26 protein-coding genes are annotated in these 24,238 nt (G+C 67.9%); 12 read left to right on the top strand and 14 right to left on the bottom strand.

All coding sequences use genetic code 11. The annotated features are described in order from the left end of the window. Positions 1–20: 20 nt before the first annotated feature. Positions 21–1,268 carry a CaiB/BaiF CoA-transferase family protein gene (locus tag T8K17_RS20380; RefSeq protein ID WP_322331566.1) on the bottom strand — a complete coding sequence of 416 codons (1,248 nt, stop codon included), beginning with the start codon at positions 1,266–1,268 and terminating at the stop codon, positions 21–23. A gap of 156 nt (positions 1,269–1,424) precedes the next feature. On the opposite strand from T8K17_RS20380, the gene T8K17_RS20375 reads away from it, so the two are divergent. Continuing rightward, the gene (locus tag T8K17_RS20375; RefSeq protein WP_322331565.1) at positions 1,425–1,823 is read left to right on the top strand and encodes an MAPEG family protein; all 399 of its coding nucleotides are present in this window, start codon (positions 1,425–1,427) and stop codon (positions 1,821–1,823) included. A 6-nt stretch (positions 1,824–1,829) separates the two neighbouring features. Here the strand turns inward: T8K17_RS20375 and T8K17_RS20370 are convergent, their stop codons facing one another. Then, the gene (locus tag T8K17_RS20370) at positions 1,830–2,729 is read right to left on the bottom strand and encodes an AEC family transporter (protein WP_322331564.1); all 900 of its coding nucleotides are present in this window, start codon (positions 2,727–2,729) and stop codon (positions 1,830–1,832) included. Further along, the gene (ruvX, locus tag T8K17_RS20365) at positions 2,726–3,181 is read right to left on the bottom strand and encodes a Holliday junction resolvase RuvX (protein WP_322331563.1); all 456 of its coding nucleotides are present in this window, start codon (positions 3,179–3,181) and stop codon (positions 2,726–2,728) included. Before ruvX ends, T8K17_RS20370 begins: the two co-directional genes overlap by 4 nt. Before the next feature lie 84 nt (positions 3,182–3,265). On the opposite strand from ruvX, the gene gatC reads away from it, so the two are divergent. The 7 genes from gatC (at position 3,266) to T8K17_RS20330 (ending at position 10,142) form a co-directional block, all read left to right on the top strand. Next, positions 3,266–3,553: an Asp-tRNA(Asn)/Glu-tRNA(Gln) amidotransferase subunit GatC gene (gatC, locus tag T8K17_RS20360; protein WP_322331562.1), complete on the top strand. Its 288-nt coding sequence runs from the start codon at positions 3,266–3,268 to the stop codon at positions 3,551–3,553. Next, positions 3,553–5,034 carry an Asp-tRNA(Asn)/Glu-tRNA(Gln) amidotransferase subunit GatA gene (gene gatA, locus T8K17_RS20355; protein ID WP_322331561.1) on the top strand — a complete coding sequence of 494 codons (1,482 nt, stop codon included), beginning with the start codon at positions 3,553–3,555 and terminating at the stop codon, positions 5,032–5,034. The genes gatC and gatA overlap by 1 nt, the downstream gene beginning before the upstream one ends. A gap of 3 nt (positions 5,035–5,037) precedes the next feature. Continuing rightward, on the top strand, positions 5,038–6,498 hold the full coding sequence (gatB, locus tag T8K17_RS20350) for an Asp-tRNA(Asn)/Glu-tRNA(Gln) amidotransferase subunit GatB (protein ID WP_322331560.1): 1,461 nt from the start codon (positions 5,038–5,040) through the stop codon (positions 6,496–6,498). Positions 6,499–6,598: 100 nt separating this feature from the next. After that, a complete protein-coding gene (locus tag T8K17_RS20345; protein WP_322331559.1) occupies positions 6,599–6,943 on the top strand; it encodes a cupredoxin domain-containing protein in 345 nt (114 codons plus the stop codon). Positions 6,944–7,114: 171 nt separating this feature from the next. Beyond that, positions 7,115–9,370, top strand: a complete 2,256-nt coding sequence (locus tag T8K17_RS20340; RefSeq protein WP_322331558.1) for an ATP-binding protein — start codon at positions 7,115–7,117, stop codon at positions 9,368–9,370. Between the two features lie 19 nt (positions 9,371–9,389). Further along, on the top strand, positions 9,390–9,785 hold the full coding sequence (locus T8K17_RS20335) for a response regulator (protein WP_322331557.1): 396 nt from the start codon (positions 9,390–9,392) through the stop codon (positions 9,783–9,785). Positions 9,786–9,920: 135 nt separating this feature from the next. Then, positions 9,921–10,142: a hypothetical protein gene (locus T8K17_RS20330; protein ID WP_322331556.1), complete on the top strand. Its 222-nt coding sequence runs from the start codon at positions 9,921–9,923 to the stop codon at positions 10,140–10,142. Here T8K17_RS20330 and T8K17_RS20325 read toward each other — a convergent pair. The 4 genes from T8K17_RS20325 to T8K17_RS20310 form a co-directional block, all read right to left on the bottom strand. Then, positions 10,111–10,701 (bottom strand): helix-turn-helix transcriptional regulator, encoded by a 591-nt coding sequence (locus T8K17_RS20325; protein ID WP_322331555.1) that lies wholly within the window; start codon positions 10,699–10,701, stop codon positions 10,111–10,113. The two genes, T8K17_RS20330 and T8K17_RS20325, sit on opposite strands and share 32 nt — an antisense overlap. Beyond that, positions 10,698–11,309, bottom strand: a complete 612-nt coding sequence (locus T8K17_RS20320; protein WP_322331554.1) for a cytochrome b/b6 domain-containing protein — start codon at positions 11,307–11,309, stop codon at positions 10,698–10,700. The genes T8K17_RS20325 and T8K17_RS20320 overlap by 4 nt, the downstream gene beginning before the upstream one ends. Next, positions 11,309–11,572, bottom strand: a complete 264-nt coding sequence (locus T8K17_RS20315; protein WP_322331553.1) for a PepSY domain-containing protein — start codon at positions 11,570–11,572, stop codon at positions 11,309–11,311. Before T8K17_RS20315 ends, T8K17_RS20320 begins: the two co-directional genes overlap by 1 nt. 144 nt (positions 11,573–11,716) lie before the next feature. Next, positions 11,717–12,571 carry a TauD/TfdA dioxygenase family protein gene (locus T8K17_RS20310; RefSeq protein WP_322331552.1) on the bottom strand — a complete coding sequence of 285 codons (855 nt, stop codon included), beginning with the start codon at positions 12,569–12,571 and terminating at the stop codon, positions 11,717–11,719. A gap of 57 nt (positions 12,572–12,628) precedes the next feature. On the opposite strand from T8K17_RS20310, the gene T8K17_RS20305 reads away from it, so the two are divergent. Continuing rightward, positions 12,629–13,594 carry a 2-hydroxyacid dehydrogenase gene (locus T8K17_RS20305; protein ID WP_322331551.1) on the top strand — a complete coding sequence of 322 codons (966 nt, stop codon included), beginning with the start codon at positions 12,629–12,631 and terminating at the stop codon, positions 13,592–13,594. 167 nt (positions 13,595–13,761) lie between these two features. Here the strand turns inward: T8K17_RS20305 and T8K17_RS20300 are convergent, their stop codons facing one another. After that, complete coding sequence (locus T8K17_RS20300; RefSeq protein ID WP_322331550.1) at positions 13,762–14,712, bottom strand: CorA family divalent cation transporter; 951 nt, start codon at positions 14,710–14,712, stop codon at positions 13,762–13,764. A 9-nt stretch (positions 14,713–14,721) separates the two neighbouring features. Continuing rightward, positions 14,722–15,216 carry a CinA family protein gene (locus T8K17_RS20295; RefSeq protein WP_322331549.1) on the bottom strand — a complete coding sequence of 165 codons (495 nt, stop codon included), beginning with the start codon at positions 15,214–15,216 and terminating at the stop codon, positions 14,722–14,724. Positions 15,217–15,316: 100 nt separating this feature from the next. On the opposite strand from T8K17_RS20295, the gene T8K17_RS20290 reads away from it, so the two are divergent. Next, positions 15,317–16,786 carry an AMP nucleosidase gene (locus T8K17_RS20290; protein WP_322331548.1) on the top strand — a complete coding sequence of 490 codons (1,470 nt, stop codon included), beginning with the start codon at positions 15,317–15,319 and terminating at the stop codon, positions 16,784–16,786. 116 nt (positions 16,787–16,902) lie between these two features. On the opposite strand, the gene T8K17_RS20285 is transcribed toward T8K17_RS20290, so the two are convergent. The 4 genes from T8K17_RS20285 to T8K17_RS20270 all read right to left on the bottom strand — a co-directional run bounded on the left by T8K17_RS20285 (position 16,903) and on the right by T8K17_RS20270 (position 22,067). Beyond that, on the bottom strand, positions 16,903–17,691 hold the full coding sequence (locus T8K17_RS20285) for an SDR family NAD(P)-dependent oxidoreductase (protein ID WP_322331547.1): 789 nt from the start codon (positions 17,689–17,691) through the stop codon (positions 16,903–16,905). A 10-nt stretch (positions 17,692–17,701) separates the two neighbouring features. Next, the gene (locus tag T8K17_RS20280) at positions 17,702–18,202 is read right to left on the bottom strand and encodes a thioesterase family protein (RefSeq protein ID WP_322331546.1); all 501 of its coding nucleotides are present in this window, start codon (positions 18,200–18,202) and stop codon (positions 17,702–17,704) included. Between the two features lie 7 nt (positions 18,203–18,209). Beyond that, entirely contained in the window at positions 18,210–19,154 is a 945-nt protein-coding gene (locus T8K17_RS20275) for a 3-hydroxyacyl-CoA dehydrogenase (RefSeq protein ID WP_322331545.1), read from the bottom strand. Between the two features lie 162 nt (positions 19,155–19,316). Further along, positions 19,317–22,067: a chemotaxis protein CheW gene (locus tag T8K17_RS20270; RefSeq protein WP_322331544.1), complete on the bottom strand. Its 2,751-nt coding sequence runs from the start codon at positions 22,065–22,067 to the stop codon at positions 19,317–19,319. 238 nt (positions 22,068–22,305) lie between these two features. Between T8K17_RS20270 and T8K17_RS20265 the strand changes: the two genes are divergently transcribed. Continuing rightward, positions 22,306–22,806 (top strand): PAS domain-containing protein, encoded by a 501-nt coding sequence (locus T8K17_RS20265; protein WP_322331543.1) that lies wholly within the window; start codon positions 22,306–22,308, stop codon positions 22,804–22,806. 10 nt (positions 22,807–22,816) lie between these two features. On the opposite strand, the gene T8K17_RS20260 is transcribed toward T8K17_RS20265, so the two are convergent. Then, a complete protein-coding gene (locus T8K17_RS20260) occupies positions 22,817–23,584 on the bottom strand; it encodes a phytanoyl-CoA dioxygenase family protein (RefSeq protein WP_322331542.1) in 768 nt (255 codons plus the stop codon). Between the two features lie 107 nt (positions 23,585–23,691). Here T8K17_RS20260 and T8K17_RS20255 point away from each other — a divergent pair, with 107 nt between their 5' ends. Next, entirely contained in the window at positions 23,692–24,237 is a 546-nt protein-coding gene (locus T8K17_RS20255; protein ID WP_322331541.1) for a PAS domain-containing protein, read from the top strand. Position 24,238: the final 1 nt, after the last annotated feature.

Here is a 24,238-nt window from a genome sequence, read left to right as displayed (position 1 = left end):
AACCGCGCCAGGGGAGAATCTCAGATCACCTTTGCATCCCGCAGCTTGGCGACCAGCGCGGCGTCGAGGCCGAGCTCCCCGGTCAGCACCTCCTCGGTGTGTTGGCCGAGAATCGGGGGCGGCCGGCGATAGGTGGCCGGGGTCTCCGACAGCTTCAGCGGATAGGCGACGGTCGGCACGCCGTCGGGGGTGAGGGCATGGCCGGGGATGGTGGTGGCCATGCCGCGCGCCTGCACCTGCGGGTCGGCGAAGACCCGGTCGATGGTGTTCACCGGACCGCAGGGCACCTTGGCCGCTTCAAGAGCCGCGACCCAGTCGTCGGTGGTGCGGGTGGCGAAGATCGCCGACAGTTCGGCGCGCAGGGCGTCGATATTGGCCAGCCGGGTGGTGTTGCTGACAAAGCGCGGGTCCTCGGCCAGTTCGGCGCGGCCGGCGACATTGAGAAAGGCCTGGAACTGCCGGTCGGCGCCACAGCCGAGGATGACGAAGCCGTCGGAACTGGCGAAGACCTCGTACGGGGCGACGTTGGGATGGGCGTTGCCGAGCCGGCCCGGCACCACGCCGCCGACCAGATAGTTCATCGCCTGGTTCATCAGCCAGGAAACCTGGGTGTCGAGCAAGGCGGCGTCGATGTGCTGCCCCTGGCCGGTCAGGTCGCGGTGGCGCAGGGCGGCCAGGATCGCGCTGGTGGTGTACATGCCGGTCATCATGTCGGCGATGGCCACGCCCACCTTGGTCGGCTGGCCGTTGGGGTCGCCGGTGACGCTCATGATCCCGCCCATGGCCTGGGCCAGCAGGTCGTAGCCGGGGCGCGGCGCATAGGGGCCGGTCTGCCCGAAGCCGGTGACGCTGGCATAGACCAGGCGCGGGAAGCGCTCCCTGATCTGGTCGTAGGCGAGACCGTAGCGGGCCAGGTCGCCGACCTTGTAGTTCTCGACGAAGACGTCGGCGCTCTCCAGCAGTTTCAGCAGGATCTCACGACCCTCAGTCTGGGTGAAGTCGAGGGTGATGGAGCGCTTGTTGCGGTTGGTGCCGAGGTAATAGGCGCTCTCGGTGGTGTCGTTGCCGTCGCCGTCTTTCAGGAAGGGTGGCCCCCACCGCCGGATGTCGTCGCCGGCCCCCGGCCGTTCGATCTTGATCACATCCGCCCCGAGATCGCCCAGGGTCTGGGTCGCGATCGGGGCCGCCAGGACGCGCGAGGCGTCGACGACGCGGATGCCGTCGAGCGCCATGGGGGTGGCGGGACTGGTGGGGGCGGTATCGGTCATGGGGGCGGCCTCGGCGGTCAGCGGAGACCACTGGTTAGAGCAGCCTTGCGTGCGGAGCAATGTGGGTTCATTTCATAGAATGAAGCGGTCCCCCTCGGTTCGGTGCGGGGACCGGCGTGCGGGGCCGCGCGTTCCGGGCGAAGACTGGAGGAGAAGATGGAGACATTCCCATTCGAGATCCGGGTTCTCGCCTGGTCGGGCCTCCTGGCGGCCGGACAGCTCGTGCTGCTGGCCGTCTATGCCAACCTGCAGCTCGGCCCGCGATATCTCGCGTCGGCGCGAGACGAGCCGCGTCAGCTCACCGGCATGGCGGCCCGCCTGCAGCGGGCCTTCCAGAACCAGATCGAGGGATTGGTCCTGTTCTCCGCGGCGGCCGTGGCGGTGACCTTGGCCGGCATGTCCTCTGCGACGACGGAAGCCTGCGCGCTCGCCTATATCGTCGCGCGGGTCGTTTATATTCCGCTGTACTGGTTCGGGGTTGCCTGGCTTCGCACGGTCGCCTGGGCCATCGGTTTCTTCGCGACGGTCGTCATGCTCGTGTCCGTGGTGCTTTAGGGCGGATCAAACCACCGCCAGGAACACCGGCAGGGTCACCGCCGCCACGATCACCTGGGTGGTCAGGATCGCCGCCATCAGCTCGTGGTCGCCGCCGAGCTGCCGGGCGAAGACGTAGGACGACGCCGAACTCGGCAGGGCGTTGAACAGCACCGCCACCGCCAGCGGCACCCCGGTCAGCCCGAGCGGTCCCGCGAGGGCCAGGGTCAGGGCCGGGATCGCCACCAGCTTCACCGCGTTCGACAGCAGCAGCGCCGGCCAGCCGCGCTTCAGCACGGCGAACCGCAGCCCGGCCCCCACCGCCAGCAGGCCCAGCGCCAGGGCGGCGCCCGCCAGCTTGTCGAGCCCCTCGGCGATCAGCGGATGGATGCCGATGCCGGTGGCGTTCAGCGCGATGCCGGCCATGCAGGCGACGAAGATCGGGTTCTTCAGCATCGCCCAGAGCACGCGCAGACCCGTCACCGGGTCGCGCCCGGCCATGCGGGTCAGCACCCAGATGGATATGGAGTTCACCAGCGGGATCACCGCGGCGATGCCGACCGCCGCCAGGGCCTCGCCCTCCTGGCCGTAGAGCGCGCCGACGCTGGCCACGCCGATATAGGTGTTCTGGCGGATCGCGCCCTGGATGACGCTCGTATAGGCGGGGCCGTCGATGCCGGTCAGCCGGTAGATCGCCAGCAGCGCCCCGGTTGCGAGGATCACCGCGCCGGCCATGGCGATCACCATTGGCCCGACCGTGTAGTCGGACAGGTCGGTGGCGCCGAGCTTCAGCAGCAGCAGGGCGGGCAGCAGCAGCCAGTAGGTGAGCTGCTCGATCGCCCGCCAGCCGTCATCCCCGAACGGCCCGATGCGTCCGAGTACCGCGCCGAGAACGATCAGACCGAAGACGGGGAGGAGGGCGCTCAAAGAGCGTCCAGAGCCGACTGCAGGATATAGGCGGCCGCCGCCGCGTCGATCGATTCGCCGCGCCGTTTGCGGCTCAGGTCCTCGGCGATCATCGCCCGCTCCACCGCCTGGCTGCTCATGCGCTCGTCCTGGAAGATGCTCGGCAGGTCGTGGCGCTTCAGCAGTTCCTCGGTGAGGTCGCGGGTCGACTGGCAGCGCGGGCCTTCGGTGCCGTCCATGTTGAGCGGCAGACCGATCACGAATCCGCCGACCCCGCGGCTCTCGGCGATCTTGATCAGTTCGTCGGCATCGGCCGAGAACTTCTTGCGCCGGATCGTGGTCACCGGGGCCGCGACGCGCAGGGCGGCATCGGAGATCGCGACGCCGATGGTCTTGGACCCGAAATCGAGTCCGATCAGACGGGCGCCGGGGGCGAGAAGGCGAACAAGGTCGCCGGGCTTGCAGATGGGCATGGGCGGTGCTAGCTTCCGCGCTTCCAAACGGCGGAAATCCGCCGTTTTTCGCGCTCCTGAGAATAACTGGGACGGTCTTAGCCCATGTCGCTCGACAAGGCCACTGTCGCGTCAATCGCGAATCTCGCACGGATCAAGGTATCTGACGACCGCCTGGAGGCGATGGTCGGCGATCTGAACGCCATTCTCGGCTTCGTCGAGCAGCTCGACGAGGTCGATACCTCCGGCGTCGAACCGCTCGCCAGCGTGACCGGCCACACCCTGCCGCAACGCGAGGACGCGGTCACCGATGGCGGGTATCAGGCCCGGGTCACCGCGAACGCGCCCGAATCCGCCCATGGTTTCTTTGTCGTGCCGAAGGTTGTCGAGTGATGACGGATCTGTTGGACCTGAGCCTGGCGGACGCCCGGGCCAAGCTCGCCGCCAAGGACATCTCGAGCACCGAGCTGACCAAGGCCTATATCGCCCGCATGGAGGCGACGGCGGGGCTGAACGCCTACATCACCACCACGCCGGACAAGGCGCTGCAGATGGCCGAGCAGGCCGATGCGCGCCTGGCCAAGGGCGAGGGCGGGGCGCTGGAGGGCATTCCGCTCGCCATCAAGGACCTGTTCTGCACCGAGGGCGTGCCGACCACGGCGGCCAGCCACATCCTGGACGGGTTCATCCCGCCCTATGAGTCGACGGTGACCGCGAACCTGTGGAACGCCGGGGCCGTGCTGCTGGGCAAGACCAACCTGGACGAGTTTGCCATGGGCTCGTCCAACGTCACCTCCTATTACGGCCCGGTGGAGAACCCCTGGCGCTCGACCGACGAACCCGACAAGAAGCGGGTGCCGGGCGGGTCGTCCGGCGGCTCGGCGGCGGTCGTCGCCGCGCGCGCGGCGCTGGCCGCGACCGGAACCGATACCGGCGGCTCGATCCGTCAGCCGGCCAGCTTCTCCGGCATCGTCGGGCTGAAGCCGACCTACGGCCGCTGCTCGCGCTGGGGAATCGTCGCCTTCGCCTCGTCGCTTGATCAGGCCGGACCGATGGCCCGGACCGTCGAAGACGCGTCGATCCTGCTGCAGTCGATGGCCGGGCACGATCCGAAGGACTCCACCTCGGCGGCGGAAGCCATGCCGAACCTGTCGGCGGCGCTGAACCAGGGTGTGAAGGGCATGCGTATCGGCGTGCCGGCCGAGTACAAGGTCGACGGCCTGCCGGAGGAGATCTCCAAGGTCTGGCAGCAGGGAATCGACTGGCTGAAGGCCGAGGGTGCCGAGATCGTCGACATCTCCCTGCCGCACACGAAATACGCGCTGGCGACCTACTACATCATCGCCCCGGCCGAGGCCTCGTCCAACCTGGCGCGCTATGACGGCGTGCGCTACGGGCTGCGGGTCGATGGCGGTAGCCTGGCCGAGATGTATGCCAACACCCGCGCCGAGGGCTTCGGCGACGAGGTGCAGCGCCGGGTGCTGATCGGCACCTATGTGCTCTCCGCCGGCTATTACGACGCCTATTACCTGAAGGCCCAGAAGGTCCGCGCCCTGCTGCGCCGCGACTTCGATCAGGCCTTCGAGAAGGTCGACGCCATCCTGACGCCGACGGCGCCGTCGGATGCCTTCGCCATCGGCGAGAACGAGGACGATCCGGTCAAGATGTACCTGCAAGACGTGTTCACCGTGCCCGCCAGCCTCGCCGGTCTTCCCGGCATCTCCGTGCCCGCCGGCCTGTCCGAGCGCGGCCTGCCCATGGGGCTACAGGTGCTCGGACGGATGTTCGACGAGGGGTCCGTGGTCCGGGTCGGCCGGGCGCTGGAGCGGGCGGCGGATTTCAAGGCCGTGCCGGCCATGGTGCGGGAGGGCTGAGCGATGACCGAACCGTATCGCATCCAGGGTGAGACCGGCGAGTGGGAGGTCGTGCTCGGCCTCGAGGTGCACGCCCAGGTGATCTCCAAGGCGAAGCTGTTCTCCGGCTCCGCCACGACGTTCGGGTCCGAGGCCAATACCCAGGTCAGCCTGGTCGACGCCGCCATGCCGGGCATGCTGCCGGTGATCAACCGCGAATGCGTGGAGCAGGCGGTGCGCACCGGTCTGGCGCTGAAGGCCAAGATCAACCTGCGCAGCGTCTTCGACCGCAAGAACTACTTCTACGCCGATCTGCCGCAGGGCTATCAGATCAGCCAGTACAAGGACCCGATCGTCGGCGAGGGCGAGCTGCTGCTCGATCTGCCCGACGGCAGCACCAAGTCGATCGGGATCGAACGGCTGCACCTGGAGCAGGACGCCGGCAAGTCGCTGCACGACCAGCATCCGCAAAAGACCTATATCGACCTGAACCGGTCGGGTGTGGCGCTGATGGAGATCGTCTCCAAGCCGGATCTCTCCTCGCCGGAGGAGGCCGGGCTGTACGTGAAAAAGCTGCGCTCGATCCTGCGCTATGTCGGCACCTGCGACGGCAACATGCAGGAAGGCTCCCTGCGCGCCGACGTTAACGTGTCGGTGCGCAAGCCGGGCGATCCGCTGGGCACGCGCTGCGAGATCAAGAACATGAACTCGGTGCGCTTCATCCATCAGGCGATCGAGTACGAAGCGCGGCGCCAGATCGAGATTCTGGAAAGCGGCGGCCAGATTGACCAGGAGACCCGCCTGTTCGACACCGGTCGCGGCGAGACCCGCTCCATGCGCTCCAAGGAGGATGCGCACGACTACCGCTACTTCCCGGATCCGGACCTGCTGCCGCTGGTGCTGGAGCAGTCCCGGGTGGACGCGCTCGGCGCCAACCTGCCGGAACTGCCGGACGTGAAGAAGGCGCGGTTCATGTCCGAGTTCGGCCTGTCGTCCTACGACGCCGCGATCCTGGTGGAGGAGCGGGCGACCGCCGACTGGTACGAGCGGCTGGCCAAGGGCCGTGACCCGAAGATCGCCGCCAACTGGCTCATCTCCGAGCTGTTCGGTGCGCTGAACAAGACCGGCAAGGATCTGTCCGACAGCCCGGTCTCGGCCGATGCGCTCGGCGGACTGGTCGACCTGATCGGCGACGGCACGATCTCCGGCCGCATCGCCAAGGAGGTCTTCGCCGAGATGTTCGAGACCGGCAAGTCGGCCGGCGAGATCGTCGAGGAGAAGGGCCTGAAGCAGGTCTCCGACACCGGCGCGATCGAGGGCATCATCGACGAGGTCCTGGCGGAGAACGCCGACAAGGTCGAGCAGTATCGCAGCGGCAAGGACAAGCTGTTCGGTTTCTTCGTCGGCCAGACCATGAAGAAGAGCCAGGGCAAGGCGAACCCGGGCATGGTCAACGATCTCCTGCGCAAGAAGCTCGACGGCTGACACGCGTTCACGCCTGCGCGAGTTCATGAACCAATACTGACATGCACACGCCAATCGTGCATTAGACTGGGCGTGGGGAACATATTCGGCGAGGTTCGGCATGCAGGGCAGGATGATCGCAACGTGCTGTGCGGTGGCGCTCGGTTCCGTGATCGGGATCGGGGCCGCCTGGGCAGCCACGACCCATACCGTGGTCCAGAAGGGCAAAGACTTCTGGTCCAGCGCGATGACGTTCGAGATGACGGTTCAGGCGGGCGACGCAATCGCCTTCGTCAACAGCGACGTGTACGACCACAACGTCTATTCCGAGACCCCCGGCAACAGCTTCAACATCGGGGTCCAGGAACCCGGCAGCACGACGCGGGTGGCGCTCGCCAATCCGGGCGTCGTGGACGTGCGGTGCCGCATCCATCCCAAGATGAAGCTGACCGTTACGGTGGAATGAGCGGGGGCGCTGGCAGCATTCTTCCTGCGCGCGCTCCAACACCCTGCCTCTCACTCCCCGTCCCGGATTAAATCCGGGGCGCGAAGTGAAAAGGAATGGTGGGTGAGCCTTCCCAACCTTCATGTTGACCCTGCCGTGCTATCCTTACCCTCCCGCAAAAGGTGAGGCGCGATGCTGGATCGGATCTCCATTCGCTGGAAGCTGGTCGGCGCGTTCCTCGGCGCGGTGGTCGCGGCCGCCGCGTTGGCTGCCGTCGCGCTGACCGCGACCTGGTCCCTCGGCGATCTGGCCCAGCGGCTCTACGACCAGCCGCTGCAGGCGATCAACCACGCCCGCTCCGCCCAGGTGAATTTCGCCGTGCTGCGCCGCGCCGATGCGGACACCGATCAGGATACCCGCTGGGACGACCTGCTCTCCGACCTTGCGGTGGTGCAGGAGCGCTCCAGCGACGCGGCCGTCCCCGGCCTGCTGGACCAGATCCGTTCGGAACTGGCTGGGTGGCGGGCCGATCCGGCACCGGAAGCGGCGGAAAAGATCGCGGAGGACCTGGAGATCCTCGTGGAGGTGGCTGCCTCCGGCGGATTCAAGTTCTGGCTCGAGGCCGAACGGCTCATCGAACAGACCAAGCTGTGGACCATGGGCGTCGTCGGCGGCGTGCTGGTGCTTGCCGTGGCGATCGCCTTCCTGCTCGCCCGCACCATCGTGCGCCCGCTCGGCCGCATGGAGGACGCCATGACCCGGCTGGCCGCCGGCGAGGGCGAAGTGGCGGTCCCCGATCTCGGCCGCGGCGACGAGATCGGCGCCATGGCCTCCGCGCTGGCGGTGTTCAAAACCGCGATGGCGGAGGTGCGGGAGGCCAAGGACCGGGCCGAGGACGCCACGCGGGCCAAGTCCGAGTTCCTCGCCATCATGTCCCACGAGATCCGCACCCCGATGAACGGGGTGATCGGCATGACCCGGCTGCTGATGGACAGCGACCTCGATCCGGCCGCCCGCGACACCGCCCGAACGGTGCTGGATTCGGGCGAGAGCCTGATGACGATCCTCAACGACATCCTCGACCATTCGAAGCTGGAGGCCGGCCGCCTCGATCTGGAGGCGGTGGATTTCGACCTGCATCGGGTGATTCGGGGGGCGGTATCGCTCATGCAGGGTCGCGCCTCGGAACGCGGGCTCACCCTGTCGGCGGAGATTTCCGAGGATGTGCCGCGATATCTGGTCGGCGATCCGGGCCGTCTGCGCCAGGTGCTGCTCAATCTTGTGGGCAATGCGGTGAAGTTCACCGAAAGCGGCTCGGTCCGGCTGGTCGCGGGGCGCGGGGAGGGCGGGCGCGTCGTGCTGTCGGTGATCGATACCGGCATCGGCATGGATTCCGAGACCCAGGGGCGATTGTTCCGCGACTTCGCCCAGGCCGACGCCTCGGTCGCCCGCAAATTCGGCGGCACCGGCCTCGGCCTGTCCATCGCCAAACGGATCGTCGGCCGCATGGGCGGCAGCCTGACGGTGACCAGCGCCGTGGGCGAGGGCTCCATCTTCCGGGTCGAGATCGACCTGCCGGAAGGCGTGGCGGTGGACGAGGCGGCGGCGGAAGCGCCGATTGCGCTGCGCCGGCTCACTGTCCTGGTGGCCGAGGACAATGTCGTGAACCAACAGGTGGCGCGGGGACTGCTCGGTCGCGACGGGCACAGCGTGACCATCGTGGAAACCGGCCTGGCGGCGGTGGAGGCCGTGCGCGACGGCAGGTTCGACGTGGTGCTGATGGACCTGCACATGCCGCAGATGGGAGGATTGGAGGCCACGCGGGCGATCCGGGCGCTGGCGGGTCCTGCGGCGGCCGTGCCGATCGTCGCGGCGACCGCCGGGGCGATGGATCACGAGATCCGCGCCTGCCTGGAGGCCGGCATGAACGCCGCCGTGCCCAAGCCGATCGACCCGCGCGTCCTGACCCGCACTCTGGCTGCCGTGACCGGCGGAGCGGAGGCGTCGGAGGAGGGAGACGACCTCTTCGATAGTTTCGGCGAGGAAGAGGACGAAGACGATGCCGCCGCTGTTCTGGAGCGCGGCGATGCCCCTTTCGAGCCGATCCTGATCGACCGGCTGGCCGATCAGCTCGGCCCCGATTTCGCCGGGGAAATGGCGCGGGATTTCGACGGAACCGCCCTGGACGCGCTGGCGGCAATCGCCGCCGCACGAGCCGCAGGAGACCGCGCCGCCTGGGCAGATGCCGCACACAAGCTCAAGAGCGGGGCCGGGGCGATCGGTCTGCGCGCGGTGTGGCGCCTCGCGGAAGGGATTGAACGGGACGCCGAGGCGGGCGATACCGGCAGTGCGGGTGCGGCGAGCGATCGTCTGCCATCGCTGATCGCGGAAGGACAGGCGCTGCTGGCCGGCCATCTGCGCCACGTCTCGGTCACCGAAGACGCTTAGCAAGGACGGATAGAACCGCATGACGGAGTTGGGACGCGATTTTTCGGGCCTGCGGGTCCTCCTCGCCGAGGACGAGGAGATGGCCAGCAAGCTTGCCCGCGGCGCGCTGCGCCTCGCCGGCATCACCGATATCGTCTACTGCCGCGACGGCGCCGAGGCGGTGAAGGCGCTGGACAGCCAGCGCGGTACCTTCCAGCTCGTGATCTCCGACTGGAACATGCCGACCATCTCCGGCATCGAGCTGCTGCGCTACGTCCGCATGTATCACCAGCCCCTGAAGTTCATCATGCTGACCGGCCGCAAGCAGACCGATGCGGTGCTGCAGGCCCGGGAACTCGATGTCGATGCCTATGTCGTCAAACCCTTCTCCCCCGAGGCGCTGAAGAAGAAGGTCGAGCTGCTGTTCCGGATGTAGCTGCCGGCTGGAGCGCCTGGGCGGCTTGTGGATACCATCGCGGTCTGTCTGTAATGAAATCGCCATGAAGCGCACAAAGTGCGCTTGACGTGCGCACCGTGTGCGCGCACGCTTTTCCTCATGTGGCACTTGGCAATGATCGTGGTGTGTTCGCTCAACGGTGACGTCTGCGCCTATCGGACGAACGTGGCCACGCTGGAAAACAAAGAAGCCTGCGAGCGGCTGGGCTATCTGGTCGGAGGCGGTGCGCTCGAGCGCTCCTACGGCTCGTTCACACTCGGCGAGGTCACCGTCAAATGCGAGCGGATCGAGGAGGTGGCGGCCGTTACGCCGGCCCCTCGTCGGGCGCCGAACTGACGGCGGATCGCCGGTCCAGCCCCGGCAGCGCGCCGGCCAGCAGATCGTCGGTGAAAACCGCGAGAAGCTGCGCGCGGTTCGACACGCCGGCCTTGGCGTAGACCCGGGTGAGCTGGGCGCGCACGGTCCCGGCCGCCGATCCGCGCAGATCGGCGATCTCCGCGACGTCGAACCCCTTCAACGCGAACAGCGCCACGTCGGATTCGGCCGGGGTCAACCGCCAGCGCTCGAAATAGCCGGCGATCAGCTCCCCGAAGGCACCGGAGGCGACGGAAACCGCCGCTTCGGCCCGGCGCGAGCGCTCCAGCGTCCGGCGCATCTCCAGCCCGGTGAAGATGACGCCCAGGCCCAGCGCCGCCGAGACTGCCGCCTCGAACACCGTGTGCAGGTCCGGGCCGTCCAGCAGCAGGTCGCCGGCCACGTCGGCGACGAAGAACACCGTGCACAGCGTCTGCAGCACCAGCAGGCCGGCGAGCACCAGGGCCCGCCGCCCCGGGGCGGACTTCAAGACCGCCGGGCGGTCCGGCGGTCGTTGATGCATCTCTTCGGCTGGCGTCACTCGGCGCTCCGGCGGGTCGACTGGCCGCGTATCATGCCACGAACCAAGTTCCGGCCGGAAAGCCGCTGTTCCACCGCCACGCCGGCGACGTGCAGGGCGGCCAGGATCAGCAGCAGGTTGGCGGCGATCTCGTGGGTCTCCTCGACGATCTCCTCCAACTCGTTCTCCTCCCCGTCCTCGTGGCTGTCGATCTGGACGGAGACCTCCTGCCGGTGCTCGGTCGGGAAAGGCTCGGTTTCCAGGATCACGCCGGTCGCGGCAGTCACGGTCAGCATGCCCCAGAGTGCATAGACCATGACGCTGCCCGCCGGATTATGCGAGCGGTGGGTCTTGTGGTGGCCGGTGAAGACGTTGGTCAGGTGATCGACCGCGCCGGAGATGCTGAACGGGAAGGAGGAGAAGCGCGCCTCCACCGGTCCGATGAATCCCCAGAGCAGGCGCAGAACCAGCATGGCCAGCGCGCCATAGCCGATCCAGATATGCAGGGTCGATCCGCCCTCGTCGATCAGGCCGTTGATGACGATGGCGGCGGCCACGGTCCAATGGGTGATGCGGACGATCGGGTCCCAGACGGGACCCGATGCCGCGATGGGTTCGGCGGCGGCCATCAGTCGTCGAGCTCGATGGCGGTTACGGCACCGGTGGTCTCGTCCACCTTGATCTCGTAGCGCTTGCCGTCGCGGGTCGCCTTGATCTCGATGCGGCCGTGCTCGCGCTCCTGCTTCTGCACGGTGTAGCCCGCCTTGGTGAGGGCGGCGGCGGCCGCTTCCGGTGTCGTGCCCAGGACGGTGCCGGGGGTCAGGTCGGAGGCGAGGCCGGCGGTGGTGATGACGGCGGCGAAGAGGGCGGCCAGAAGGGCGGTTCGGATCATCGGTTTTCTCCAGCTTGGGTACGGGCAGACACGCCTTGTGTCGGTCCCGCCAAGCTGTCCTTCCGAACGCCGCTCCGCCATCGCACCGGCGCGTAAAGGCGCCCGCGTAAGCGCGCGCTTACGCGCCGGCAGCGCGGGTTTCGGTCAGACCGGGCGGTCGCCGAACACCGTGGTGCGGTGCATGTAGCGGTCGCCGACGCCGTCGTAATCTGCCACGGCGTAGTGCATGGTCGAGCGGTTGTCCCAGACCAACAGGTCGCCCTTGCGCCACTGGTGGCGGTAGACGAATTCCGGCCGGGTGCAGTGCTTGTAGAGGTAGTCGAGGATCGGCTGGCTCTCCTCCACCGACATGCCCTCGATATGGGTCACCACGCCGGCATTGAGAAACAGGCACTTGCGGCCGGTCTCGGGGTGGGTGCGGACCAGCGGGTGGCTGAGCGCCGGGGTGGCCTGCAGGTGACTGTCGGTGACGGTCTCGTTCTTGAAGCTGCCGGACTTGGCCTTCTCGAAATCGTGCACGCAGCGCAGGCCCTCGATCATCTTCTGGAAGGTCGGGGACAGCTCGTCCCAGGCCTTGGTCATCGCCGCGAACTGGGTGTCGCCGCCATATTCCGGCACCTCGATGCCGTAGAGCAGCGAGCACTTGGCGGCGCGCTCCTTGTGGCTGTTGTCGGAATGCCAGTAGGTGCCGGCGCGCTGCCGGCCGAGCTTCTGGCCGTCCTTGACCTTGTTGGAGACCCGGTAGATCTCCGGATGGCCCGGCAGCAGGTAGGGCTCCACCGTCTGGCCCTTCAGCGGGTCCAGCTCGCCGAAGCGCTGCGAGAAGGCGATCTGGTCCTCCGGTTCGAGCTCCTGGTCGCGCAGGACCAGCAGCCCGCCGCTGTCGAGCCAGGCCTGATACAGCTCGCCGAACGCATTGTCGCCCAGGTCGCGCGTGACCTGAATGCCGCTGATCTCCGTCCCGATCACCGGGTTCAGGCGCCGCAAAGACAGGGTCATGACAATTCTCCCTTTTCCTCGATAGGATCGCGCATCCCCTTACTCCGGAGACGCTTTATGACTTCCCGCATCCTCTACTTCGTGCCCGCCGACGACAAGCTGCGGTCTTTGATCGAGGGCGAGAAACCCGAGGGTTTCACCGTAGATTACCTCGACAGCGACGACCCGGCGGAGCTGGCGGCGAAGCTGGCGGAGGCGGAGGTCATCATGGTCGGCGCCCGGCGTCTGACCGAGGCGGACGTGGCCGCCGCGCCGAAGCTGCGTCTCGTGCTGCACCAGGGGGTGGGGTACCACGACACGGTGGCGACCAAGGCGATCCGCGACCGGCAGATCCCGCTGGCGATCACACCCGGCGGCACGCCCGAGGGCGTGGCCGAGCACGCGCTGATGATGATGCTGGCGACCGGCCGTCGGCTCGCGTTCCAGGACAGCGAGCTGCGGGCCGGGCGTTGGCATTCCAACACCTTCCGGGCGGAGGCTCGGGGTCTCGGCGGCTCGCGGGTGGGCATCGTCGGCCTCGGCCGGATCGGCAAGCAGGTGGCCAAGCGCCTGGTCCCGTTCGACTGCGACGTGGTCTATCACGACCTGCTGGACATGGACCCGGCGGTGGAGCACGACCTGCGGGTCACCCGGGTGAGCTTCGAGGAGCTGATCTCCACCAGCGACTTCATCACGCTGCACCTGCCGCTGACCGAGCTGTCCCATCACATGATCGACAAGCCGCAATTCGCGGCGATGAAGCCGGGGGCGATCCTGATCAACTGCGCCCGCGGTCCGGTGGTGGCCGAGCCGGCCCTGCTGGAGGCGCTGGAAAGCGGGCATCTGGGCGGCGCGGGCCTCGACGTATTCGAGATCGAGCCGGTGGTTGGGCCGTCGCCCTTCGCCAAGTTCCGCAACGTGGTCCTCACCCCGCACAACGCGCCGGGCACCCAGGACATCATGCGCCGCAAATTCCGCGAGATGTTCGCCAACGCCGTCCGCTTCGCCGGCGGCGACAGCCTGGAGAACAAGATCGAGTTGTGAGGTTCCTCCTTACCTAGCTCTAGCCGACTTCCTGGACGGCCGGCCGGCAGGCCGGTTGATCCAGGATTCTGGTGCAAGGGTTCGGGACACGATCCTGGATCGCTGGCGCGTCCAGGAAGTCGGAGAGAGAGAGGGGAGGATGGAAGGAGAACGAGGGAGATACCGCCCTAAATCCAGCCCCGCCATTTCAGCAGACCGATGCCGGCGAGGAAGCTGCCGCCCATCAGCAGCAGCACCAGCAGGAACGCATAGGGCGTGTCCGCCCCCGGGATGCCGGCCACGTTCATGCCGAGCAGGCCGGTGATGAAGCTCAGCGGCACGAACAACGCGGCCAGGATGGTGATCAGGTAGGTGTGGCGCGCCTGGGTGGCCGCCGTCTCCGCCGCCAGATCGTCGCGCAGCAGGGCGGCCTGGCTCTCGATCTCTCGCAGATGCTCGATCTGGCGCACGAACTCGTTCTCGCAATCGGCGATGGCTGCCAGATCTTCCGGCGTCGTCCAGCCCTGGGCGATGTGGCCGAGCCGGCTCAGCGCCTCGCGCTGGGGCGTCATGAACCGGCCGAGCGGCAGCAGGTCCCGGCGCAGGGCGGCGAGGTCGTCCTCGCGGTTTGGTCCGGTCGCCGTATCGATCGCCTCCAGCCGGTTGTCCAGTTCGATGATCCTCGCGTCGAACCGGTTCGACAGGCCCTCGATCAGGTCGGTGACGAAGGCGGCCGGGGAGGGCGGCGCGGTCCCCGCCGCGCAGCGGTTCACCAGATCCTCCAACGCGCGGAAGCGGAACTTGCGGCAGGTCACGACCTTGCGCTCCGACACGCTCATGCGCAGGGCGATCAGCGGGTGATCGCCGACCTCCTCGTTCAGGTTCACGCCGCGCAGCACCATCAGGGTGCGGCCGCCCACGTTCCAGGCGCGCGGCCGGGTCTCCTCCACCAGCAAGGCCTCGATCGCCGCGTCGGGCAGGCCGAGGGTGGTCAGTATCTCGGCCACATCGGCCTCGGTGCGCAGCAGGTTCACCCAGCGCCAGGCCCCCTCGGGCACTGGCCGGGCGAGGTCGTCGGCACCCAGGGGAGTGGCGCGGCCGTCGGGCGTGATATCGTAGGCGCGCAGCAGGGCGGTCATGGGCGACGCTCAGGCGGTCATCGGCTGGTCGAGCGCTTCCACCAGCGCGTCCAGCGCCGCCTCGGTGAACCGCCACATGTTCGCCTCGCGATCCCGGCTGGCGGTCTCGAGGGTGAAGACCCGGGTCACCGGGCCGGAAAGCGCGATGCAGGTATGGCCGGCGGCATCGCCATAGCGGTTGCCCTGCGGCCCGGCCGCCCCGGTCTCCGCCAGGCCCCAGGTGGTCTCCATCCGCCGCCGCATGGTCTCGGCCAGCAAAGCGGCATAGGGCTCGGAGGAGGAGCGCATGCCCGGATGCTGCTTGAACTCGATATCGGTGAACATTTCGCGGGCCTTGTGGGTGTAGATCACCCCGCCGGCGACGAAATAGGTCGAGGCTCCCGGTACCGCCAGCAGGCAGGAGGAGATCAGTCCGCCGCTGGAGGACTCGGCCACGGCGATGGTCTCGCCCCGTGCCCGCAGCAGCCGGCCCGCCGTCTCGCCAAGCCTGCCCAACTCGCCCATCCTGTCCTCCCGTTGCGTCTGGAATCGCGCTATCTCTATGATCAGGCAATGCTACCCGCGCGGCAGGAATATGGCGACGGGCAAGCGCAGGGAGGATGCGATGAGCTCCAGCGGCGACCCGGCAGCAGCGCGGATGCGGGCCTTCGACTCCGCCGAGGGCGTGGTGGAGGAACTGGACCGGCTCTATCGCGCCGAGACCGAGCGGCTGCAGGCGGCGTTCCACAGCTTCGAGGCCGGCACCATGCAGGGCCGGGTGCGGGCCACCTATCCCATGGTGCGCCTGACGGTGACCGACGACGACGTCGGCCCGCTCTCCACCGGCGCCTTCGGCTTCGCCGACGAGGCCGGGGTCTACGAGGGGACCTTCACCCGCATCGACCTGTTCAAGACACACCTGACCAAGCAGGTCGGCGCCATCCTGGAAAACCACCGCCGGCCGCTGGAGGTCGGGCTGTCCGATCTGCCGATCCCGCTGCCCTTCGCCTTTCCCGACGGCATGAAGGTCGGCGACGGCTTCGACGGGGCGGCGATGTCCCGGCTGAAGCGGCATTTCGACATGCCGTCCCTGCGGGTGATGGACGACTGCATCGTCAACGGAGAGGTCGATCACACGCCGAGCGGGGCGCTGCCCCTGGCGCTGTTCACCGCCCCGCGGGTCGACTACTCGCTGCACCGCCTGCGGCACTATTGCGGCACCTCGGCGGAGCATTTCCAGAACTACGTCCTGTTCACCAACTACCAAGTCTATATCGACGGCTTCATCCAGCGGGCCGAGGAGCTGGTGCAGCAGAAGGGCAGCGGCTACACCGCCTTCGTGGAGCCGGGCGACCGGGTGCTCCGGCCGGACGGCACGGCTCTGGGGGCGCCCGCCTCCCGCGCGCCGCAGATGCCGGCCTACCATCTGGTGCGCGACGGGCATCAGGGCATCACCATGGTCAATATCGGCGTCGGCCCGTCCAACGCGAAGACGATCACCGACCATGTGGCCGTGCTGCGCCCCAACGTCTGGCTGATGCTGGGCCACTGCGCGGGGCTGCGGAACATGCAGCGGCTGGGCGACTACGTGCTGGCCCATGCCTATCACCGCGACGATCACGTGCTCGACGCCGACCTGCCGGTGTGGGTCCCGATCCCGGCCCTGGCCGAGGTGCAGCTCGCCCTGGAACAGGCGGTGGCCGACATCACCGGGCTCGACGCGATCGGGGTGAAGCGGATCATGCGCACCGGCACAGTCGCCTCCACTGACAACCGGAACTGGGAACTGCGCGACCAGCGCGAGCCGGACCGCGCGCTCAGCCTGTCGCGGGCGATCGCCCTGGACATGGAGAGTGCGACGGTGGCGGCCAACGGCTTCCGCATGCGGGTGCCCTACGGGACGCTGCTCTGCGTGTCGGACAAGCCGCTGCATGGCGAGCTGAAGCTCCCGGGCATGGCAGACGACTTCTACCGCCGCCAGGTGGCCCAGCACCTGGACATCGGCTTCCGCGCCATGGAGATCCTGCGCGGGTTGCCGCCGGAGAAACTGCACTCCCGCAAGCTGCGGAGCTTCAACGAGGTGCCGCTGCAGTAGGGCGCGTTCCCATAAGCGTCCACACGCCCGTCATCCCGGACAGCCCCGGGTCGAGCCCGGGGTTGTCCGGGATGACGGGTAGGGTGGGGCTGGGAGCGGCTTGATCCTGACTTGCGTCAGGACATCATCCAGCCGCCGGCCACGTCCAGCACCTGGCCGGTCACGAAATGCCCGGCCTCCGAGGTCAGGTACAGCGCCGCCGACGCCACGTCCTCCGGCTGCCCCAGCCGGCGCATCGGGGTGTCCAGCCGCGCCGCCTCGTTCACCGCCGGATCGACCCCGCGCATCAGCGGGGTCTCGATCCGGCCCGGCGCCAGGGCGTTCACGTTGATGTTCGACGGCCCGAGCTCGCCGGCGAGCTGTTTGGTCATGCCGATCAGCCCGGCCTTGCTCGCCGGGTAGTGCACGCCGACGAAGGTCAGATGCCGCTTGGCCGAGACCGAGGACTGGTTGACGATCGAGCCCCAGCCGCGCGCCACCATGCCCGGCCCGAAGGCCCGGACCCCGTGGAACGCGCCGGTCAGGTTCACCGACAGCACATGGGCCCATTCCGCCGGGTCCATCTCCAGGGTCGGCGCCGGCTTGCCCGCGTGCTTGGGCGAGATGCCGGCATTGTTGACCAGGATCTCCGCCACGCCGAGCCCGGCTTCCACCTCGCGCGCGGCGGCCTCCACATCCTCCCAGCGGGCGACGTCGCAGGTCACGGCCATGGCCTTGTGGCCCGCGCCGGCGAGGGCGCCCGCCGTTTCCTCCGCCGCGTTGCCGTTGGCGTCGAGCACGGCGACCAGGGCGCCGGCGGCGGCCAGCGCCTCGGCGATCGCCCGGCCGATGCCGGAGCCGCCGCCGGTGACGACGGCCACCCGGCCGATGTGGGTTTGAGGGGCGGTCTGGGGAGCGTCGGTCATGCGGGGGCCCTCACTGCTCTTCCGGCGCGTCGAGGGCGCGGATCGCCGCGCGCACGTCGTCGGGGATCGCCACCTTTTCGCCGGTGGCGTTGATCATCAGCACCAGCAGCGCCTCGCAGGTGCAGGCACAGCCGTCCTTGCCCCAGGCGGCATACTCCATGACGAAGGAGGTGCGGCGCATCGACTTCACCCTGGCGGTGACGAAGACCGGGTCGTGATAGGCCAGCGGCTTCAGGTAGCGGGTGGTGAGGGTCATCATCACCGGCCCAGGCTTGTCGACCGCGTGGCGCGGGATGCCGATCGATTCCAGATACAGGTTCCGCGCCGCCTCGAACCACAGCAGAAACGCCGTGTGGTTGGCATGGGCGAAGGCGTCCACGTCGGACCATTCCACCAGCCGGGCCATGCCGGACTGCCAGTCCTCGGGAATGCCGTAGGCCGCGCGGTCGGCGTCGAAGATCGTCAGCCGGCGGCGCACGGCCGCCGGCGAGGTGTCCAGGGCGTCGTCCATCGCTGCGTCAGCCGCCGAAGTCGTCGGTGGCGGCCTGCTTGTGCTTCAGCAGGGCCATCAGGCGCCGGTCGCGCCAAACCTGACGGCTGCCGAGATCGTCCGCACCCAGCAGCTTGCGCCGCTCGCTCTCCATCCGCTTCACCGTGTCCGCGTCCCAGACCCGGACTTCGGCCTGTTCGGCCTGCAGCCGCTCGTAGAACGGACCGTAGCGTCCGCAGTAGTCGGCGATGCCGCCTGGGGCGTTCAGGTCGATGGTCTCGAACGGACCCATGAAGGACCAGCGCAGGCCGAGCCCGTCCTTCACCGTCTTGTCCAGGTCGTCGGTGGAGATCACCCCGTCGGCCACAAGCTTGAAGGCCTCGGCCAGGAGGGCGCCCTGCAGGCGGTTGAGGACGAAGCCCTCCACCTCCTTGTTCACCGCCACCGGCACCATGCCGACGGAGTCCATGACCTGGCGGGCGCGCTGGATCACGGCGGGATCGGTCCAGGGGGCGGGGCAGAGCTCGACCAGCGGGACGAGATAGGGCGGGTTTACCGGATGGGCGACCAGGCAGCGCAGCCGGCCGGGCAGGGCCTCGGTGTATTTCGACGCGGTGATCGAGGAGGAGGATGAGGCGAGGATCGCGTCCGGCTCGGCATAGCGGTCGGCCTCCTCGAACAGCCCCTCTTTGGCCTCCACGGTCTCGGCGATGCATTCCTGCATCCAGCGCGCGCCGTCCAGCGCGTCGCCGAGCGTGTCGACCGCGGTGACCCGGGCCGCCACGTTCGCGGCACTGTCGATCAGGCCCTGGGCTTCCAGGTCGTCCAGATTGGCGCGCAGCAGCGGCAGCGAGGCGGCAAGCGCCTCGGGGTTGCCGTCCCATAGGCGCACGGAATGGCCGGCGCGGGCGAAGACGATGGCCCAGGCCCGGCCGATCAGGCCGGCCCCGGCAACCGCGAAGGTCTCGGGCATGACGTTCCCTCAGATGCGTTTCTTCGTGATGGTGGCGCGCAGTCTAGCCGCCGGGCCACCGCACCGGGAAGGTCCGTCGACCGGTGCCGCAAAACAAAACGGGCGCCGCAAGGGCGCCCGGATTGATCGGTTGGGAGAGGGGCCTCGGGAGGCCTGGCAGGACTACTCCTTGAGCAGCTCCGGCAGGGCGTCCAGCAGGGCGTCGCGGTCCGACTTCGCCACGTAGTCCGCGAAGCCGACCTGATGGCCGCGCTCCAGGTCCTGTTCGGACGTCCGGGACGACAGGGCGACGACCGGCGTGTCGGCCCAGGCGGTCTCCTTCAGCTTCTCGGCGAAGGTGAAGCCGTCCATGTCCGGCATCTCGATGTCGGTGACGATCAGGTCGAAATTCGCTCCAGCCTCGCACAGGTCGAGGGCCTTCTGCGCGCTGTCGACCGGCACGACCTTGTAGCCGGAGGTGGCGAGCAGCGGGGTCATCAGGTTGCGGAAGAACGCGCTGTCGTCGACCAGCAGCAGACGGCGCTTGCTGGTGTTCTCCTTGCCCTGGCGCGAGCGGCGGAACCAGTCGCCGAAGGCCTCGGTCAGGTAGAACCCGGCATCGACGATGTCGGTCGCCTTGTCCTTGATGATCGCCGAACCCATCATGCCGGCGCCGTCCGGGGCGATGGTGACGTCGATCCGGTCCTCGACCACGTCGAGGATCTCGTCGACCACCAGGCCCATCGACTTGCCGTCGTCGGTGAAGACGAGGGCGGGGCGCTGGCCTTCGCGGGCCAGGGCAGCGGCACCCTTGCAGATGACCAGCGGCATCAGCGAGCCGCGGTACTGCACGAGCGGCCGGCCTTCGGAATGCTCCACCGTCTTCAGGTCGAGCATCTCGATGCGGGCGACCAGCGAGAGCGGGACCGCCTTCGGACCGTCGTCGCCGGACTTGAACAGCAGCAGGGTCTGCTCTTCCAGGGACATGTCGAACTCGTCGCTGCCGTCGTAATCGGCCTGATCCGGGACGATGACCTCGCCGGTCTCCTGGGCGATGCCGTTGGGATCGAGGATCATGATCACAGAGCCGTCGCCGAGGATGGTGTTACCGGAGAATACGGTCAGGTCGCGGAGGACCGGGGCGACCGGCTTGACCACGATTTCCTCGGTGTCGAACACCTTGTCGACCAGCAGGCCGAAGGAATAGGTGCCGACCTGCATGACGACCACGAAGGTCTCTGCCGTGGTGTCCGCGGTGTCCTTGCCTTCGTCCAGGCGCAGCAGGTCCCGCAGGGAGACCAGCGGCAGCAGGCGGTCGCGCAGACGCATGACCCGGGTGCCCTGCACCGTCTCGATGCGGTTCGGACCGTCGGTCGTGGTCTTGACCAGTTCCAGCACGGAGAGCTGCGGGATGGCGAAGCGCTCGCTGGAGGAGGCGACGACCAGGGCCGAGACGATGGCCAGCGTCAGCGGGATCTTGATCTTGAAGACCGAGCCCTTGCCCACCTGGCTGGTGAGGTCGACGGTGCCGCCGATCTTCTCGATGTTGGTCTTCACCACGTCCATGCCGACGCCGCGGCCGGACACGCTGGTGATCTTCTCCGCGGTGGAGAAGCCCGCCTTGAAGATCAGCTGCAGGATCTGCTGATCCGACATGTTGGCCGCGTCGGCCGAGCCGACCACGTTCTTCTCGATCGCCTTGGCGCGGATCTTCTCCGGGTCGATTCCCTTACCGTCGTCGGCGATCTCGATGATGATGTGACCGCCCTCGTGATAGGCGTTCAGGCGGATATGGCCGGTCTCCGACTTGCCGAAGGCGAGGCGGGTGGCCGGGTCCTCGACGCCGTGATCGGCGGAGTTGCGCACCATGTGGGTGAGCGGGTCCTTGATCATCTCAAGGACCTGGCGGTCGAGCTCGGTGTCCGCGCCCTGCATGACCAGCTCGATCTTCTTGTTCAGTTCGTGCGCCAGGTCGCGCACGATCCGCGGCAGCTTCGACCAGGCATTGCCGATTGGCTGCATGCGCGTCTTCATGACGCCTTCCTGCAGCTCGGAGGTCACCTGGCTCAGGCGCTGCAGCGGAACGCTGAAGCCTTCGATCTCGCGGCCGTTGCTGCGGGCGATCTGCAGGAGCTGGTTGCGCGTCAGCACAAGCTCGGAAACCATGGTCATCAGGTTCTCGAGCAGATCCACGTTCACGCGGATGTTCTGCGAGGCGGCCTTGCTCTCGGCGATCGGCATCGCCTCGGCGGTGGCGGAAGAGGTCTCCGGAGCCTTTTCGGCGATGGCCGGGACCGACGGCGGGGCGGCCGGCAGCTCGGGCTCGAACTCGGCGGCCGCCGGGGTCTCCTCGGGGCCGGGCGCTTCCATGAAGGCGCGCTCCAGTTCGTCCAGGGGAACTTCGCCCGGCCGGGTGCCGATCACGTCCCCACCGGGGATCGGGGCGTCGAGATCCGCGTCGGCCAGGGTCTCCATGGTAGCGTCGGCGGCGGCCTCGGGGTCATTGGCCACGGCGGCGGCCGGCGCGGCAGGGGCGGCCGGCGCGGCAGTGGGAGTGCGGCCCTCGGCCAGCTCGTTCAGCTGCTCGATCAGGTCCTCGTCGCTGCCTTCCGGCTCCTGCTCGGTCTGCTCGATATGGGCCAGGATGCTCTTGATCCGGTCGAGCGACGCCAGGATGACGGTGACCGAGGTCGGGGTGACCTCCAGCTCCTTGTCCCGGTACTTGCCGAGCACGTTCTCCGCCGCGTGGGCGACGGTCTCGAGTCGCGGCAGGCCGATGAAGCCGCAGGTTCCCTTGATCGTGTGCACGATCCGGAAAATGCTGGCGATCAGACCCGCGTCGTTCGGGTTCTGCTCCAGCTTGACGATTTCAACGTCGAGTTCGGCGAGTCCTTCCGCCGTCTCGGTGAGGAATTCGCTCAGCAGCTCATCCATGTCTTCTGACCCCTGTCGTGGCACGCAAACGCATTACCTGTTTGACACTAGAGTTCAAAGAAAAGGTTAACGCAGGACCACCCGGCGACCTAGATTTGAGATATCCTGTTTTCTTTGTCATATGATTGAAGGCTGGGAAGAGACGGGAGCCGTCGGGGAGGGACGATGGAGGGATTTCGGTGGACTGTGTCCGGTTGCCTTGGAAGGCCGAGGGCGTCTCCGCGGGGAGGCTGCGCGGATGAGTGACTGGGGCCGCGTCGACAACACGGTCAAGCCGATTGCCGAGGCCCGGTCACCCCTGATCCGACAGCTCTACGACTATTGGCATGGCAAATGCTGCGGGCGGTCCATGCCGGCACGCGCCGATATCGATCCGCTCGATATCCCGATCCTTCTGCCGTACCTGATTCTGGTCGACGTCCTGCCCCCGGACGGCCGGCTGAAGGTCAGGCTGATGGGGACGTGGATCGTCAATATGTTCGGCCACGACTACACCGGCCGGTTCCTGGACGAGGTCGATCTGGGCGAGGCCCGGGGCGAGATCCTTCGGGAATACGCCGAGGCCGCCGCGCTCGCGCGCCCGGTGTGTTCCGATCACTGGTACCGCAGCCTGGGCGACCAGCTCTACGACATCGAGCGGCTGATCCTCCCGCTGTCGACGGACGGAACGACCGTGTCGATGCTGCTCATCATCCTCGAGTTCACGGAGCGGAGGCCCCGGCCACGTGCCACGATCTGAACGGTCGGCCTCAGGCGAGGGGGCGCACACGGAAGTCGTTGCGCCCCGAGCGGTCCTCGCCCCGCAGCAGGAACAGGGTGCGCACCGACTGATCGTAGTCGCCGCGTTCGGCCGCCGCCTTGCGCGCAAGCTCGCGATCGTAGAACGAACTCGTCGGCATCAGCCGCAGGGTCATCCCGCGGCGCGGCTTGGCGGACGCGTTCGCCTCCGAGCCATGGTAGAGGTAGACGTCGTGCAGCGAGATCTGTCCCGCTTCCAGGGCGACGTCGACCGCTTCCGATTCGTCGAACGTCCCGGCGGCCAGTTCCTGGCTGAGGGTGGCCGAGGGGTCCTTCTTCAGGTCGTGTTTCGCCAGATCCTTCGACTTGTGGGAGCCGGGGATGAAGCGCATGCAGCCGTTCTCCGGCGTGGCGTCGTCCACGGCGATCCAGACGGTACAGGTGGCCAGCGGCCGGATCGGCCAGTAGGCCCCGTCCTGGTGCCAGGGGGTCCGTTTGCCGTTCAGGGCCGGTTTGGCGAAGAAGCTCATGTTCCACAGGGCGATGTCGGGGCCGATGAGCTGGGCGACCATGTCGAGGATCGCCGGATCGCGCGCATAGTTCAGGAAGCCGCTGTCGAAGGTCAGCAGATCCGGGCAGTTGTCGCGAAACTCCGGATGGCGCGACAGCAGGCGGTCATGGTCATCCCGGATCGCCTGCAGCGTCTCCTGCGGCAGCCGATAGTTAGGGAACACGTAACCTTTGTCGTGGTATTGGGCGATCTCGGCGTCGGTCAGCATGCCGTTTCCTCCTTTGCCGCGGTTCGGTCCGCGGGCCTGGATGCGATGATCTTCCGGACGACCTCTTCGAATCAACTCCTCGCGGCACCGGTTGCCGAGGTCCCGGCGTGAGCGCAGACCCGCCCCGCCCGCACCCCCGGCTTGCCGGCGCCGATCCGCGCATCCTGGATCTGCTCGACGGGTGGCGCGCGGCCCGCCACGGCCAGGCGGTCGCCCAACGCAGCGCCTTCGATCCGCTGACGATCGCCGCAATGCTGGAATATGTTTGGATCTACCGCCTCGCCCCGGAGCGCGACGACTATGTCTGCGATCTCGCCGGCGAGGAGGTCAACACGGTCTGGGGCAGTTCGATCAAGGGCCGGACCCTGACCGAGATCGTCGGCGCATCGCATCGCCAGACCCTGGCCCGGCGCTGGGACGACGCAAGAAGCACACCGGCCATTCTCTACAGTACCACCGAGGACCTGCCGGATCCGCATTTCGTCCACCGGGTCGAGCGGCTGGTGCTGCCGATGACGGGACGCACCGGAGAGATCGACTCCGTGCTGGGAGTGAGCCTGTACGACCTGCGCCGCGACAGGCTCTCCTCGAACACCGATACCCAGCCGGCCATGCCGGCGGCGGTCGTCCGGATTCCGGCCGCCGAGCTCTGAC

The sequence above is a fragment of the Thalassobaculum sp. OXR-137 genome, assembly GCF_034377285.1.
Lineage (GTDB): Bacteria > Pseudomonadota > Alphaproteobacteria > Thalassobaculales > Thalassobaculaceae > Thalassobaculum.
This window is presented reverse-complemented; position numbering and strand designations above follow the sequence as displayed.